The 17,992-nt window shown below is 47.1% G+C and carries 5 protein-coding genes; 4 read left to right on the plus strand and 1 reads right to left on the minus strand.

Annotated elements, in window-relative coordinates; translation table 11 throughout:
* Positions 1–202 precede the first annotated feature (202 nt).
* Positions 203–610 carry a thioesterase family protein gene (locus HRQ85_RS18670; RefSeq protein WP_132942085.1) on the plus strand — a complete coding sequence of 136 codons (408 nt, stop codon included), beginning with the start codon at positions 203–205 and terminating at the stop codon, positions 608–610.
* Between the two features lie 11 nt (positions 611–621).
* On the opposite strand, the gene HRQ85_RS18675 is transcribed toward HRQ85_RS18670, so the two are convergent.
* On the minus strand, positions 622–1,464 hold the full coding sequence (locus tag HRQ85_RS18675) for a 4'-phosphopantetheinyl transferase family protein (protein ID WP_172380403.1): 843 nt from the start codon (positions 1,462–1,464) through the stop codon (positions 622–624).
* A 709-nt stretch (positions 1,465–2,173) separates the two neighbouring features.
* On the opposite strand from HRQ85_RS18675, the gene HRQ85_RS18680 reads away from it, so the two are divergent.
* The 3 genes from HRQ85_RS18680 to HRQ85_RS18690 are packed head-to-tail and all read left to right on the plus strand — an operon-like array spanning position 2,174 to position 17,981.
* Positions 2,174–10,006, plus strand: a complete 7,833-nt coding sequence (locus HRQ85_RS18680) for a type I polyketide synthase (protein WP_172380340.1) — start codon at positions 2,174–2,176, stop codon at positions 10,004–10,006.
* Positions 10,006–12,054 carry a PfaB family protein gene (locus HRQ85_RS18685; protein ID WP_172380341.1) on the plus strand — a complete coding sequence of 683 codons (2,049 nt, stop codon included), beginning with the start codon at positions 10,006–10,008 and terminating at the stop codon, positions 12,052–12,054. Before HRQ85_RS18680 ends, HRQ85_RS18685 begins: the two co-directional genes overlap by 1 nt.
* The gene (locus HRQ85_RS18690) at positions 12,051–17,981 is read left to right on the plus strand and encodes a hotdog fold thioesterase (protein WP_172380342.1); all 5,931 of its coding nucleotides are present in this window, start codon (positions 12,051–12,053) and stop codon (positions 17,979–17,981) included. Before HRQ85_RS18685 ends, HRQ85_RS18690 begins: the two co-directional genes overlap by 4 nt.
* The last annotated feature ends 11 nt before the right edge of the window (positions 17,982–17,992 follow it).

The raw sequence follows: 17,992 nt of genomic DNA on the forward strand, positions 1-17,992 counted from the left end.
AGTTAATGGGTGGAAAATGACACATAGAATATTTGTAAATGGGTGGAAGCTGACCAATGTATTAGTAATGAATAAGGCCGAATGAGGTCTGACCAAAAGCTCGATAGTCGATGATGCCTTGAAGTAATTTCGACCTATCCTGTAAAGTGCTGCACAACTTAGTCAGATTTACTGATCCACTACTTACCAAGAGTTGCTACCAATGAGTCAGGTCTACCATCACCCAGTACAAATTTACTATGAAGATACCGATCACTCAGGTGTGGTTTATCACCCTAACTTTCTTAAATACTTCGAGCGGGCACGCGAACATGTCTTGGGCAGCGATAAATTGGCGGAATTGTGGAACGAGCACGGACTAGGTTTTGCAGTCTATAAAGCCAACATGACTTTTCAAGATGGGGTTGAGTTCGCTGAGATCTGCGACATCCGAACCTCTTTTGAACTCGATGGAAAATACAAAACCTTATGGCGACAAGAGGTTTGGCGTAAAGATGCGACTAAGCCTGCCGTGATTGGTGATATCGAAATGGTCTGCCTTGATAAAGACAAGCAACTGCAGCCAGTGCCTGCTGAAGTATTAAAAGCGATGCTTGGAGAGTCGAGCTAGCTTTATTTTATCTACATAGACGTAAAGAGATGAGACGACGAAAAGGTTCTCATCTCTATCTGCATGGGTAGCAAATTCCCGCCAAGCGTCACCGCAAAGCGATACCGTTCATCCAGCCGCCCTAAGCAACACTGCCAATCTGTAGAACTATCGTCTTGTTGAGCAGAATCCAAATTCAACCCAATCCCGCTATGTAGCCTGATTTCGCGATACAAGCCTGATTGAAAGCCTGACGAACTGAGTTCCAATGCTTGCTTGGTCAAAAATATTTTCTTAGTCAAATTAGAGAAATCGAACGAGAAGCTTCGCAACGATGTGGCCAGCCCCTTGCCTGTCGCTTTGATGTACGACTCCTTCAGCGCCCACAGATCGAAAAAACGCTCTCTCTGCAGCTCTTTACTAAGTTCAAGTAAATCCGCCAATTCTTTATCTGAAAAATAGTGCTTCATAATCGAGTCGATATTGGTCGAGCTTCTTGCATGTTCGATATCGACACCCAGTTGGACTGGCTTCCCTTCTCGTTGGCAAACTGCAATCAACAAATGTTCTTTGCTATGACTGATATTGAAGTTTAACCCCGTCATGAGTTGCTGTTCGGCGACTAAACTGGGCTTTCCTTTCTCGCCATATTCAAAGCGCCACGCTTCGGGCATTAAATCAGAATAGCTAGACAACACCTTTCTTAGGTAGTTGCGAACATATAGGGCTTGAACTTGAGATGAGGGCATTCGATACCGCTCGACTTTCGCTATTTCATCAGCTGTGAGTGTCTGTTTGAGGTGTGACTTACTGTCGATATCATCACGCAAATCACTCAAAGAACATAGCCACAAATCAACGATTGGATTTTCCAATTTACTCACGCTCACTTCTTCAAACCACTTATCAAAAAACCATCAAAACGAACAAATTTAAGCCACCTATGATTTGAGATAAACATAGAGATTCTGCGCAGGAAACACCCTTCATATAGGGACTTAAACCTAACTTTTAAAATAATAACAAATTAATACATAGATCACACTCCACCTTACGGAACAGACATCTATTAAATGTTACTTACAAAAATCTGACATAGATCTCACCAAGTCAAAAAATAGAGCATAAACACTAAAAAACCACTCATACCCATTAATTATCAATAAGTTAATTCCATTAAAAATACAAAAAACAAAAGTTCAATGAAATCATCTGGTCTGAACAGATCATAGTGGCCTCTGGGAGCATTGTATCAACCACTCACCTCGGGTAGCCTGCTCAACCATTAAACAAATTCACACGTTTTTATTGCGGATACCTGCTTTGCATAAAGCAGTACTTTGGACAGGATTTAAATGGACATTAACCTCACATTCGAATGCCCTCTTCTCGCATGAAAAACGTAATCAACCCCTGCAAGTCACTGTACTTCGCACCCCCTATTTCAGTCAGGTGGCCGACTTTCGGTAGCCTTACTCTTCAGCTGCGTTTGCCCAAATCTGTCTCAGATTTATTTTCGATTTATTTAAAAGCGCAGCCTCAAAACACGACATCGCCCTCAGTGATTTCAAGTGGAGACTCATAATGAGCCAACCCGAAAAAAATACACCGGAATCAGTCGACGACACTCGACTTAATAAACGCCTAAAAGACATGCCAATTGCTATCGTTGGTATGGCAAGCATGTTTGCGAACTCTCGCTACCTAAACAAATTCTGGGATTTGATCAGCGAAAAGATCGATGCAATTACCGAAGTGCCTGATACGCACTGGCGCCCAGAAGATTACTACGATTCAGATCGTACTACGCCAGACAAGTCTTACTGTAAGCGCGGCGGTTTCATCCCAGAAGTTGACTTCAACCCAATGGAATTCGGTCTTCCGCCAAATATTCTAGAACTGACGGATACTTCACAGCTGCTTTCTCTGATCGTGGCAAAAGAAGTACTTGAAGATGCGAAACTTCCTGAAGGTTACGATCGCGATAAGATCGGTATTACACTCGGTGTTGGCGGTGGTCAGAAGATCGCTCAAAGCTTGAATGCTCGTCTCCAATACCCTGTTTTGAAAAAAGTCTTCAAGAGCAGTGGCATCAACGACGAAGACAGCGAAATGCTGATCAAAAAATTCCAAGACCAATACATCCACTGGGAAGAGAACTCATTCCCTGGTTCATTGGGTAACGTAATTTCAGGTCGTATCGCTAACCGCTTTGACCTTGGTGGCATCAACTGTGTGGTAGACGCTGCGTGTGCTGGTTCTCTAGCCGCAATGCGCATGGCACTGAGCGAGCTGGTTGAAGGCCGCAGTGAAATGATGATTACAGGTGGTGTGTGTACTGATAACTCACCAACCATGTACATGAGCTTCTCTAAAACCCCAGCATTCACTACAAACGAAACCATTCAACCTTTCGACATCGATTCAAAAGGTATGATGATTGGTGAAGGCATCGGCATGGTTGCTCTTAAGCGCCTTGAAGATGCAGAGCGCGACGGCGACAGAATCTACTCTGTGATTAAAGGTGTCGGTTCTTCTTCGGATGGTAAGTTCAAGAGTATTTACGCGCCTCGCCCTGAAGGACAAGCAAAAGCACTGAAACGTGCTTACGATGATGCTGGTTTCGCACCGCACACGCTTGGCCTTTTGGAAGCGCACGGCACAGGTACAGCGGCAGGTGATGTGGCTGAATTTGGTGGCTTGAACTCGGTATTCAGTGAGAACAATGAAGAGAAGCAACACATTGCGTTAGGCTCTGTGAAATCTCAGATTGGCCACACCAAATCAACCGCGGGTACTGCAGGTTTAATAAAAGCTGCCTTAGCACTGCACCACAAAGTACTGCCGCCAACCATTAACGTGTCGAGCCCGAATCCTAAACTGGATATCGAAAACTCGCCGTTCTACCTAAACACACAAACTCGTCCTTGGATGAAACGTGTCGACGGCACACCACGCCGTGCAGGTATCAGCTCATTTGGTTTTGGTGGCACTAACTTCCACGTGGTATTAGAAGAGTACACACCAGAGCACGCTCGCGGTGACAAATACCGCCAACGCCAAGTACCTCAGACTCTGTTATTCAGCGCTGAATCTCGTCAAGCATTGATCAATGAGCTCAAGCAGGTTTCAACTCAAACTGCAGATGCTGCGTTCAAACTGGAAGCGCTTGCTGAACAACACGCTTTACGCGAAGTTGATGCTAAGCACGCTCGTCTTGGTTTAGTTGTCACTGACCAAGCAGACCTTCAAGCGCAACTGACTCAAGCGGTTTCTATGCTTGAGAGCCAAACCAAAACACATTGGCAGATGCCAAACGGCACTAGCTACCGTGAGTCGGCACTGATTGCTGAAAACGGCACTGGTAAAGTAGCAGCGCTATTTGCAGGTCAAGGTTCGCAATATCTAAACATGGGTCGCGAGCTTGCTTGTCATTACCCAGAGATGCGCCAACAGCTTGCTCAAGCGGATCAAGTATTTGGTCAGCACAAGAAGGCGGCTCTATCGCAAATTCTATTCCCAATTCCAACCTTCACACCAGAAGCAACCAAAGCTCAAGAAGCGGTGTTAACCAACACGGCCAATGCGCAAAGTGCGATTGGTACTGTGTCTATGGGTCAGTTCGACATCATGACTCAAGCTGGCTTCAAAGCAGACATGGTGGCAGGCCACAGCTTTGGTGAGCTAAGCGCACTATGCGCATCGGGTGTTATCTCGCAAGACGATTACTACCAACTAGCTTTCGCTCGTGGCGATGCGATGGCAGCGACACCTGAACAAGGCGACAGCGGTACTATGTTTGCGGTCATCTTAGACGCAGACAAACTTCCAACCGTTGAAAGCTGCATCAGCCAATTCGAAGGCGTGAGCATTGCCAACTACAACGCTCCGACTCAACTGGTTATTGCAGGTCCAACTGCGACGGTTCAACAAGCAGCACAAGCGCTAACTGAACAAGGCTTCAAAGCGATTGCTCTGCCAGTATCTGGTGCTTTCCACACACCACTTGTTGCTCACGCTCAGAAACCATTTGCTACTGCAATTGATAAAGCTTCATTCAGCGCTCCAACGCTGCCGCTGTACTCAAACGCAACGGGCAAACTGCACAGCAAAGACGCGAAAGCGATCAAGAAAGCGTTCAAGCAACACATGCTGCAATCGGTTCGTTTCAGTGAGCAAATTGAAGCGATGTATCAAGCAGGCGCGCGCGTATTCGTTGAGTTCGGTCCTAAAAACATTCTTCAAAAGCTGGTTGAAAAAACATTGGCTGATAAGAACGAAGAGCTTCACGTAATCAGTATCAACCCAAGCCCTAAAGGCGATAGTGACCAACAGCTTCGTTTAGCTGCGGTTCAACTGTGCGTGGCAGGTGTTTCATTAGACAACATTGACCCTTACCAAGCTGACATTGCTGAACCTGCAAAGGCATCACCAATGAACATCAAGCTGAATGCAACCAACTACATCAGCCCTGCTACTCGTAAGAAAATGGATCAATCATTGGCTTCGGGCAACGTCACCGAAAAGACTGAGATTGTTGAAGTGAAAGTTGAAGTCGAGAAAATCGTGGAAAAAGAAGTGATTAAAACAGAAATCGTTGAAGTACCTGTGGCTGCTCCTCAAGCTTCAAATGTACAACCGTCAGTTGCTCCAGCACCAAGTGTGCAAGTAGCAACAGCAGCTCAGCAGCCTCAAATGGCGCAACCTGCACCAGCGACTATTCAGCCAGCAGCTCAAGTAACAGTTGATGAGTCTTCACTGCAATCGTTCTTCAATGCTCAACAACAAGCAGCAGAAGTACATCAGCAATTCTTGGCGATTCCTCAGCAATACGGTGACACGTTCAACACCCTAATGTCTGAGCAAGCGAAAATGGCAACAGCAGGCGTAGCAATTCCTGAGAACCTACAGCGTTCTATGGAGATGTTCCACCAGCACCAAGCTGAGACGCTAAAAGCTCACGCTCATTACCTAGAAATGCAAGCGCACAGCAACAACTCAGCACTTAATATGCTGGCGCAAGGTTCAGTACAAACGGCACAACCAACCTTCGTTGCGCCAGCAAATGCTCAACCAGCGATTCAAGCTCCAGCGACTCCTGCAGCTATCGTCCAACAGCCTGTAGCTCAAGTACAAGCGACTCCTGTCCAAGCCGCGCCAGTTCAAGCTCAGTCTGTTCAAGTTACGCCAGTACAGAAAGCCGTTCCTGCACCACAAGTAGCCGCTCAAGCAGCAGCACCGGTTGCAGTTCAGCCTGTGCCAGTTAAAGCACAACCGGCTCCTGTGGCTGCACCAGTAGCAGTACAATCAGCAGATGCTGAAAAAGTGATGCTAGAAGTGGTCGCTGAGAAAACGGGTTACCCAACGGAAATGCTTGATCTAGAAATGGACATGGAAGCAGACCTTGGTATCGACTCAATCAAACGCGTAGAGATTCTTGGTACCGTTCAAGACGAAATGCCAAACCTACCTGAGCTGAACCCTGAAGATTTAGCTGAGTGTCGTACTCTTGGCGAAATCGTTACTTACATGAACAGCAAGATGCCTTCTGGTGTTTCAACTAATGAAGCAGCACCAGTTCAAGTAACAGCTGTAGTTAATGGTATTGATGCAAAACTCGTTCAACAAACCATGCTAGAAGTGGTTGCTGAGAAGACAGGTTACCCAACGGAAATGCTTGATCTAGAAATGGATATGGAAGCAGATCTTGGTATCGACTCAATCAAGCGTGTTGAAATTCTAGGTACGGTTCAAGATGAACTGCCTACTCTTCCAGAGCTAAACCCTGAAGACTTAGCTGAGTGTCGCACTCTTGGTGAGATTGTTGCCTACATGAACAGCAAGCTTCCGGCTTCTGCTCCTGTAGTCGCTCAAACTGCAGCAACTTCAGTTCAAGCAGCTAGCGGTTTAGATGCGGCTGTCGTTCAGAAAACCATGTTAGAAGTAGTCGCAGAGAAGACGGGCTACCCGACTGAAATGCTAGATCTAGCAATGGACATGGAAGCTGACCTTGGTATCGATTCAATCAAGCGTGTTGAAATTCTAGGTACGGTTCAAGACGAGCTACCGACTCTTCCAGAGCTAAACCCTGAAGATCTCGCTGAGTGTCGTACTCTAGGTGAAATTGTTGACTACATGAACAGTAAACTTCCGGCTTCTGCTCCAGTAGCGGCTCCAGTAGCGGCTACAGTATCTGCTCCAGTACAAGCAGTATCAAACGGCTTAAACGCAGAACAAGTTCAAAGCACAATGCTGAGCGTAGTGGCGGATAAAACGGGCTACCCAACAGAAATGCTCGATCTAGCAATGGACATGGAAGCAGACCTTGGCATCGACTCAATCAAACGTGTTGAGATACTTGGTACAGTTCAAGACCAGCTCCCAACACTGCCAGAGCTGAACCCTGAAGACCTCGCAGAGTGTCGTACTCTGGGCGAAATCGTTGACTACATGAACAGCAAGTTAGCTCCTAGTTCGGAAACTACGACAGTAGCAGCTACAGCCGCTGTAGAAAGCGCGAGCAACGACCTAAATCCTGCTCACGTTCAATCAACCATGATGGAAGTGGTTGCCGATAAAACTGGCTACCCAGCAGAAATGCTCGACCTAGCGATGGACATGGAAGCTGACCTCGGCATCGATTCGATTAAACGCGTTGAAATTCTAGGTACAGTTCAAGACCAGCTACCAACGCTGCCAGAGCTAAACCCTGAAGACTTAGCTGAGTGTCGTACGCTTGGTGAAATCGTTACCTACATGCAAAGCAAGCTATCCGCTGCTGCTCCCGTAGCGACTCCAAAAACGGAATCAGTAACGCCTATCGCAGAAACAGCGACAGCTGAACTTCCTCCACACAATGAGGTGGCGCTAAAAAAGCTACCAGCGGCAGATAAACTCGTCGATTGTTTCTCAAAAGACGCTTGTGTCGTGATCACAGATGATGGTCACAACGCCGGTGTTCTAGCAGAAAAGTTGACCGCTAACGGCATTCAAGTTGCTGTAGTGCGTAGTGCTCTTTCTGCCGCGTCACCTTTAAACAGTGAGATCGCAAGCTACACCCTCAACAGTATCGATGATGCTGGTGTGACTGCGATTATTAACGACATCGAAGCAGACCTTAAAACGTCGAACAAAGTGATTACAGGCTTCATTCACCTACAAGCTATCGCTGATGCAAAACAAAGCAACGAGCGAGCGGTTAACTTGAATGCAGACTCCAGAGCTTCACTGACAACAGCGTTCTTATTCGCCAAGCACCTAAATGGTCAGCTGAATACCGTTTCTGGTCGCAGCGTGTTCTTCACACTAAGCCGTATCGATGGTGGCTTTGGTTACCTAGATACTAAGCAATTGATGAATGCGGAACTTAACCAAGCAGCGCTGTCTGGTCTAACTAAGACACTGAGCCATGAATGGTCAAACGTGTTCTGCCGTGCATTGGATGCTGACGCTTCGATTGATGCTCGTCACCTAGCTGAAGCTATCACAGGCGAACTGTTCGATATCGATACCAACACGGTTGAAATCGGCCTTAGCCATGCGGAAAACGGTGAATCTGGTCGTGCAACACTGATTGCGACAACACCAGGCGCTGCACAAACTAAAAACACAGGCGCTCAACTCACCAAGAGCGACAAAGTTCTCGTAACTGGTGGCGCTAAAGGCGTGACGTTTGAATGTGCACTGACGCTTGCTAAGCAATGTAAATCTCATTTCATTCTTGCAGGTCGTAGTAAGCATATTACTTCAGCTGAGCTACCTCAGTGGGCACAAGGCAGGCAAGAGAAAGAGCTAAAACCAGCGGCTATCGCTCACCTACAAGCAACAGGTGACAAGCCAACGCCGAAAAAAGTTGATGCCTTGCTAAAACCGGTATTGAGCAGCCTTGAAATCAACGCAGCACTTGCCGCTTTCAACGAGATTGGCGCGAGCGCTGAATACCTAAGCCTAGATGTATCGAACCATGAGTCAGTAGCGAAAACGCTGGCGAATTTCGAAGGCATCACAGGTCTTATCCACGGTGCAGGCGTACTGGCTGACAAGCACATTCAAGATAAAACACTTGATGAACTGAACATGGTTTACGGCACGAAAGTGGGCGGACTAGAAGCGGTTCTTGGTGGTCTTGATAGCAGCAAGCTAAAACTGATTGCGATGTTCTCTTCGGCGGCGGGTTTCTACGGAAACACAGGCCAAAGTGACTACTCGATGTCTAACGAAATCCTAAACAAAGCGGCTCTGCAATTGTCTGCTCGTAACCCTCAAGCGAAAGTGATGAGCTTCAACTGGGGACCGTGGGACGGTGGCATGGTCAACGCAGCACTGAAACGTATGTTTACAGAGCGCGGTGTGTACGTTATTCCTCTTCAGGCGGGTGCAGAGCTATTTAGTTCTCAACTACTGAACGAAACTGGCATTCAACTGCTGGTTGGTACGAGCATGCAAGGTTCTGACAACAAGGAAGCTGCTGTAAAAAAGCTTAATGCGGAGTCTGTGCATCTTGCAAAGAGTCCGCTGAATACAAGCATCACTGTGACACGTCATCTTGATCCAAAGGCATTGCCTTTCATTCAAGATCACTGCATTGCCGGTAACCCTGTGTTACCGACAGTGTGTGCCATCCAATGGATGCGTGAAGTCGCTGAGCAACTGTTAGGGGTGAACGTTAGCGTTCACAACTACAAACTGCTGAAAGGTGTGATTTTTGATACTGATGCAGTGCAAGAGCTGAAACTGGTTCTTTCCTCTGATGCTAAATCAAAAGGTCAGCTAAAAGCAGTGATCAGTTGCCAAGGGCGACCACAGTATCAAGCTCAGTTGCAAGTTGCCTCTGTGCAAGTGTCTGAAGATGTTCAACAAGCGTCGACAAAGCGCTTTGAAGCCAACACTTCAGCACCTGTAACAACGGCACAAGCTTTATACAGCGACGGCACTCTGTTTCATGGACCAAGACTGCAAGGTATTACCTCAGTTGAACGTTTTGACGACTTAGGCTTATTGGCTCAATGCCAGTTGCCTCAGATTGAAAACAGCGACTGCGGGTCATTTATTCCTAAGCAAGGTTTTGGTGATAGCCAGCCATTTGCTGAAGATTATCTGTTGCAAGCCATGCTGGTATGGGCTCGATTGAAGTACGGCGCGGCAAGCCTACCGTCTGCAATCGGTGAGTTTATTTGCTACGCACCGATGCACAATGGTGACCAAGGTTGGCTAGAGCTGAGCGTAATAAAAAGCACGGCTCGTTCACTGCAGGCTGATATCTCGCTTTACCACCAAGATGGTCGTTTAAGCGCAGTAATGAAAGGTGCCAAAGTCACTATCAGCAAGAGCTTAAATGACGCATTTTTACCGAAATCTAGCTCAGCAGTGTCGAAGAAAGAGGCGACTAAGAACCCAGAAAAGGAGCAATTGTCATAGTGACTGTTCCTACGAATAAAGCGATGCCATTGCGCATCGCTCTTTTAGCTCAGCCAGCAAACGCGGCTGAGCTTTCTGCCGACTTATTCCCCTCGTTCCCTGAAATGGTTTCTGTTGTGGTTGATGGCAATTTTAATCAAGCACTTACTCAAGCAATTGAGGCAGTCAATCAAGGTAATGTCGTTAAGCTTGGTTTGGATTCTCACTCACCATCATTGTTGATGTTGAGTGCACTGACCGCTGCTCAGAATAAGATTCATCCACACGCTTATCTAGCGAGTTTTGTAGATGCAGCTACCGAAGATAGCGTTCAGCTTTCTCTGGATATTGCACGCCGCCCCGCTACAGATTTAAGCCATCAACAGCAACACTCAGCACTCTCTGCTTCACAGCAGTTTGATGAATTGTTGAATATGGTTAATGCGATATCGAGCCGTTCATTGCCGAGTTATTCATTACCTAACCATTACTGGTTCACTGAGCCGAACAAAGCACGTGTTGCTGCGTTAACTTTCAGTGACGATAGCCAACAATCCACCAGCCTGATATTGACTCAAGCGACCGGTTTGCACGAACCAAAACCATTGCTATCTAGCGAACGTTTGATGTTCGTGGTTTCTGGCAATGGCCAAGCTGAATTGGTTTCTCAGCTAGCCTCATTAAGAGATGAGCTTAACTACATTAGCGATTCGGCTGACAGCGAAATTGCTATCGCCACCTTAATGCATTCAAACCTAAGTCACTTCCAAAACGTTCAGCACAATGCTGGCCTTAACGCGAACATCGTGATTCAAGCGGCTTCAATTGATGCAGCACTACAAGAGATCACAGCGCTAGAAAATGCGTTGCCAAAAGTAATGGCTGACAGTAGCCAATACAAAACCCCAGCGGGCAGTTGTTTCTCACCGATGCCTCAAAGCAAAGGTGGTGTTGCATTTGTTTACCCAGGTGTTGGCACGGTTTATCCCGGTATGTTGCGCGAATTTCACCACCATTTCCCACAGTTATTTGCTCGTTTAGAACGTGAAGGTAACTTGAAAGAGATGCTGCAGGCTGAAAAAACCTATGCTGAAGACGCGCAAGAAATGTCGCTCAGTGAATTGGCAATTGCAGGCGTCGGCAGTAGTTATTTGTTAACACAACTGCTGTGTGATGAGTTCAAAGTGCAGCCAGACTTCGCTTTGGGTTACTCCAAGGGTGAAGCCTCCATGTGGGCGAGCTTAAATGTTTGGAAAAACCCACATGCGCTGATTGAGATGACTCAAACTAGCCCTATTTTCACGACGGCTATTTCTGGTGAACTCACAGCAGTGCGCCAAGATTGGCAGTTGAACAGCGACGAAAGCATCCAGTGGAATAGCTTTGTGGTTCGCATTGATGCGCAAGCGATTGAGGCTCTGTTACCAGAATTCCCACGCGCTTATCTCGCTATCATCCAAGGTGACACTTGCGTACTTGCTGGCTGTGAAAATACTTGTCGTGCACTACTCAAAAAACTGGGGAAACGTGGCATTGCCGCAAACCGTGTTACCGCAATGCACACGACACCTGCATTGAGCCAACATAGCCAAGTGCGTGAGTTTTACACGCAAGCACTGTTCGACGAATTGCCAAAGCATATCCGCTTTATCAGCGCAGCAGGTCTACCGACTGGTGCACCAATCAATATCGACAGCGATAGTATCGCCCTTTCGATTGCCGACACTTTCTGTTCAACGTTAGATTTCACCGCGTTGATCCAGAGTGCGCGTCAACAAGGTGCGCGTCTGTTTGTCGAAGTAGGTGCCGATCGTCAAACCAGCACATTGATCGACAAGATCAATCGTAGCGACAACGTAGCCGACCAATACTGCACAATCGCTTCCAATGCCAAAGGCGGTGACGATGTTGTCACGCTCATCAAATGCATTGGTCAGCTCATTACTCATCAAATTCCACTGTCTGTCGAGCCTCTTATTCAAGGGCTAGAACAACAGATCACCACCATTAAGCAATTAAATGGTGTGTCTCAAGGCAGTGCAGTGAATCATCAAGGAGAGCTAGTATGAGTTCTCAATCGAAACCATCTCAATATAAATATCAGGCTCAGAACAAACAGCAAGTGAAGTGCAATAAGATCGCGATTGTTGGTATTGCTAACCAATACCCTGAAGCCGATACGCCAAAAGACTTTTGGCAAAACTTGCTAGATAAAAAAGATTCTCGAACCACATTAAGCGCTGAAAAGTTAGGCGCTAAACCTGAAAGCTATCAGGGCGTGCAAGGTGAGTCGGATCGCTTTTATTGTGATAAAGGCGGCTACATCGAAAACTTCAATTTCGATAGCAATGGCTACCGCTTAACAGCAGAATCGTTCAACGGTGTTGACCAGAGTTTCCTATGGGCTTTGGACACGAGTCGTAAGGCGTTATTCGACGCAGGTATTGATCTGAATGCCGATGTTTTAGAGCGCACAGGCGTGATCATGGGTGCCCTTTCGTTCCCAACCACACACTCAAACGATCTGTTTCTGCCGATGTATCACTCGGTGGTCGAGAAAGCACTAAAAGATAAATTGGCTAATGACCAGTTTTCACTGCTACCAACCAATGAAACCGCTCAAGACCTCAACCCGATCAACGGCGCTGCTGCACATAACGCCTCTAAGTTAGTGGCTGATGCATTGGGTCTAGGCAACGTGCAGCTTAGCCTAGACGCGGCATGTGCAAGCTCAGTGTATTCATTGAAGTTAGCGTGTGATTACTTGAACACGGGCAAAGCCGACATGATGTTGGCAGGTGCGGTATCCGGTGCTGACCCATTCTTTATCAACATGGGTTTCTCCATCTTCCACGCTTACCCTGACCACGGTGTGTCGGTTCCGTTTGATAGCAACAGTAAAGGTCTGTTTGCTGGCGAAGGTGCGGGGGTTTTAGTCCTAAAACGCTTAGCTGATGCAGAGCGTGATGGCGACAATATTTACGCAGTCGTCAGCGGTATTGGTTTGTCGAACGATGGCCGAGGCCAGTTTGTATTAAGCCCAAATAGCAAGGGACAAGTCCAAGCCTTTGAACGCGCTTACGAGGCTTCAAACCTATCACCAGACAGCATTGAAGTGATTGAGTGTCACGCAACCGGTACACCATTAGGTGACAAGGTTGAGTTAACCTCAATGGAGCGTTTCTTTGCTGACAAATTGAATGGTTCTAACCCGCCATTAATTGGCTCTGCGAAGTCCAACCTCGGTCACTTGCTGACTGCGGCAGGTATGCCAGGGATCATGAAAATGATCTTTGCGATGAAAGAAGGTGTACTTCCTCCAAGTATTAATTTGGACAAGCCACTATCGTCGCCAGAAGGTTTATTTGGTTCACAAACTCTGCCAACACAGGTTCAACCTTGGCCAAGTAAAGCGGGTAACCCAGAGCGCTGCGCAGGTGTTTCTGTATTTGGTTTCGGTGGTTGTAACGCACACTTACTGCTTGAAGCGTATTCAGACACCAGTCATGTAAGTCAGGCTCTAGACTCAACGTCTCCAAGCCTACAACCGTCTAATTTAAGCATTACTGGTCTCGCATCGCACTTCGGTTCTCTGCAAAGTATCAACGCGCTGAGCACTGCGATTGAAACCAACGACGATGCTTTCATTGCTTTACCTAAGAAACGCTGGAAAGGCTTAGACCAACATCCAGAACTACTGAATCAGTTTGGTTTACATGGTATTCCAAACGGAGCCTACATCGATCAGTTCGATCTCGACTTCCTTCGCTTCAAAGTGCCGCCAAATGAAGATGACCGTTTGATCTCTCAGCAGTTGCTACTGATGAAAGTTGCAGACGAAGCGATCAAAGATTCCAAGCTTGTTGCTGGTCAAAAGGTTGCTGTACTCGTCGCAATGGAAACTGAGCTTGAGATGCACCAATTCCGTGGACGCGTAAACCTGCATAGCCAACTGGCTGACAGCTTTGCCAACATGGGTATTGAGCTAACACAAGATGAATACCAAGCGCTAGAAACCATCGCGATGGACAGTGTGATGGACGCAGCCAAGCTGAACCAATACACCAGTTTCATCGGCAATATCATGGCTTCGCGTATCTCTTCATTATGGGACTTTAATGGCCCTGCCTTTACGATTTCAGCCGCTGAACAGTCGGTTGCTCGTTGTATTGATGTCGCACAAAATTTGATGTCGCAAGAATCCATGGACGCAGTCGTGATTGCAGCCGTTGACCTAAGCGGCAGTGCAGAACATGTGATTCTGAAGAACAGCGTGACCCCAGTGTCACTTGCTCCAAAATTCGGACAACCGCAAGACGGCAGTTGGAATGTGGGCGAAGGCGCAGGTGCAATTGTTCTTGTTGAAGAGAGTCGAGTAACGACTAACCAAGATACGGCTTACGGCAGTATCAACGCATTGGCCTTTGGTTCAAGCGAGCGTAACAATGCCGTTGCTGATGAGTTACTGACTCAAGTCGGTATGAGCTCAAACGATGTTTCTCTGCTTGAGCTTAACCATGCACCTGAATCTTCATTACATCAGTCTTCGTCTCTAAGTTTAGGGAGCACAAAGACAACTCAAGCAAGTCAGCGTGTGGGTCACTGCTCTGCAGCTTCTGGCATGGCAAGCCTGCTACACGGTCTGCTCAACCTGAACCTTGAGTCTCTGAATCCGAATGCCAGTTCTAAGAACGCGATTGTTGCCAACATCAGCGAAGGACAATGTTCACAGCTGCTACTAAGCCAATCGAGTGTTGAATCTCAATCACTTTCTGTTCGTTTAAGAAGTGAACTGGCAAGTGATGCTAAGCGTCAGTTGGTTAAACAAGTGACTCTCGGTGGTCGCGATATTTATCAACATATTGCTCAAACCCCAGTGGCCAACTTGGCAACGATTCAACAGAAAGCTTCTGGTAAACAAGCAGCAAGAGTGGCGTCGATTCCAACGACAGCAAGCATTCAAGCAGCCCTTGCGCAAAAAGAGTTAGAGAAGAAAACATTAGCGCAGAACGCGGTAGAGCCAGTAATCGAAACTCCTACATCAGTATCCCCTACTCTGGCGCCAACTCGCCACAGTCAGCTAACAGGTAACCACAGCAATATGACTCATGTCCTATCCGCTAAAAATGGCGCGTCTCAAATCGACGCTAAGACGGATGCAGCATTACAACCGTCTGTAACACCACATAACCAAGCTTTTGCTCAAAACCAGCAAGCGGCCCAGCAAGTACACAAAGCATTCCTGCACACTCGTGCCCAAGGCATGCAGATGGCTGATGCACTATTAAAGGCACAGTTAAACGCAATTACGTCTGGTTTAGATAGCTCAGCTGAAACATCAGCTCAACCAGCTCAAGTTCAGTCAGTGCCAGTAAACGCACTTACGACGCCAGCACCAGTAAAACCTATCCGTAAGCCATGTATCTGGGATTACGATGATCTGGTTGAATACGCTGAAGGTGATATCGCCAATGTATTTGGTCCTGACTACGCGATCATCGATAGCTACTCGCGCCGCGTTCGCTTACCAACCACTGACTACCTATTGGTATCTCGTGTAACCAAGCTCAACGCGACAGTGAACGAATACAAGCCAAGCACCATGACCACAGAATACGACATCCCAGTTGATGCGCCGTATCTTGTCGATGGTCAGATCCCTTGGGCTGTCGCGGTAGAATCTGGTCAGTGTGACCTAATGCTGATTAGCTACTTAGGCATTGATTTTGAAAACAAAGGCGAACGTGTTTACCGCCTGCTTGATTGCACATTAACTTTCCTTGGCGACTTGCCTCGTGGTGGCGATACGCTGCGTTACGATATCTCAATCAATAGCTTTGCTCGCAATGGCGATACGTTGCTGTTCTTCTTCTCGTACGAATGTTTCGTTGGCGACAAGATGATCCTGAAAATGGACAACGGTTGTGCAGGCTTCTTCACTGATGAAGAGCTAGCAGACGGCAAAGGTGTGATTCACACTGAAGACGAAATCAAAGCTCGTAAGCTTGCAACTAAGCAACGCTTCGACCCAATGTTGCACTGCCCTAAAACCCAGTTTAACCACCAAGAACTGCGTCACCTACTGACTGCAAACATCGCAGAGTGTTTTGGCCCAACTCACCAATCTGATCGCCACCAACCTTCTTTATGTTTCAGCTCAGAGAAATTCATGATGATCGAAAAGGTCAGCCGTGTTGAACCGCAAGGCGGCACATGGGGACTTGGTCTGATTGAAGGTCACAAACAGCTAGAGCCTGAGCATTGGTACTTCCCTTGTCATTTCAAAGATGACTCAGTAATGGCCGGCTCTTTGATGGCAGAAGGTTGTGGTCAACTGCTGCAATTCTTCATGATGCACCTTGGCATGCACACGCTTGTTCAAAATGGTCGTTTCCAGCCGCTTGAAAATGCGCCTCAACAAGTACGCTGTCGTGGTCAAGTTCTACCACAATCGGCAGAACTGACTTACCGCATGGAAGTGACCGAGATTGGTTTAAGCCCTCGCCCATACGCAAAAGCTAACATCGATATCTTGCTGAACGGCAAAGTGATTGTTGATTTCCAAAACTTAGGTGTAATGATCAAAGAAGACGACGAATGTACTCGTTACCTGCCTTCTTTAGAAACAGCTGTCGCAACCCCTGTTATCGAAAACTTGGGCCATACACCAGCAGTGAATCAACAAGCTTCAGCAAATGCGCCACTTATGGCGCAAATTAAAGACCTAGAAACAACGCCAAATAAAGGCGTGATTCCTCTTCAACACGTTGAAGCTCCGGTAACGCCTGATTACCCGAACCGCACACCCGATACGGTTCCATTCACGCCTTACCATATGTTCGAATTCGCGACTGGCGATATCGAGAAATGTTTCGGCCCTGATTTCTCAATCTATCGCGGGATGATTCCACCACGTACTCCATGTGGCGACCTACAGTTAACTACACGTGTGGTTGAAATCGACGGTAAGCGTGGCGACTTCAAGAAACCTTCATCGTGTATCGCAGAATACGAAGTGCCAGAAAATGCATGGTACTTTGATGAAAACAGCCATCACACCTTGATGCCTTACTCGGTATTGATGGAGATCTCATTGCAGCCAAACGGCTTCATCTCTGGCTACATGGGCACCACATTGGGCTTCCCAGGTGAAGAGCTGTTTTTCCGTAACCTAGACGGCAGCGGCAAAATGCTGCGTAACGTCGACTTGCGTGGCAAAACGATTACCAACGATTCTCGTCTGCTTTCAACCGTAATGATGGGCACTAACATCGTACAGAGCTTCAGCTTCGAACTGAGCACTGACGGCGTGCCTTTCTACGAAGGTACAGCGGTATTTGGTTACTTCAAAGGCGCAGCACTGAAAGATCAGCTTGGTTTGGACAACGGTAAAGTGACTCACCCTTGGCACGTTGATAACAACCGCACACCGGATGTAAACATCAACCTGCTAGACAAAACGACTCGTTACTTCAATGCACCTGTTTCTGCTACTGGTGAAGTGCAAGAACACTACCAACTGGCTGGCGGTCGTTTGAACTTTATCGATACTGTGCAGATCACAAGCGATGGTGGTAAAGACGGTCTAGGTTACCTATACGCTGAGCGTACGATTGACCCAAGCGATTGGTTCTTCCAGTTCCACTTCCATCAAGATCCGGTAATGCCTGGTTCTCTAGGTGTCGAAGCGATCATCGAACTGATGCAAACCTACGCGCTAAACAAAGATCTTGGCGCTGGCTTCCGCAATCCGAAATTTGGTCAAATCCAATCTGAAGTGAAGTGGAAATACCGTGGTCAGATTAACCCTCTGAACAAACAGATGTCTCTGGATGTACATATCACTGCGGTTAAAGACGAAGACGGCAAACGCATCATCGTTGGCGACGCAAACCTGAGCAAAGATGGTCTGCGTATTTACGAAGTGAAAGACATCGCAATTTGTATCGAAGAAGCCCCTGCTACCGATAAAGCTCCAGGTATCAAGAAAGCATAAGCCGCCATTAG

It is taken from the genome of Vibrio sp. Vb339, from assembly GCF_902751245.1.
Classification (GTDB): domain Bacteria; phylum Pseudomonadota; class Gammaproteobacteria; order Enterobacterales; family Vibrionaceae; genus Vibrio; species Vibrio coralliirubri.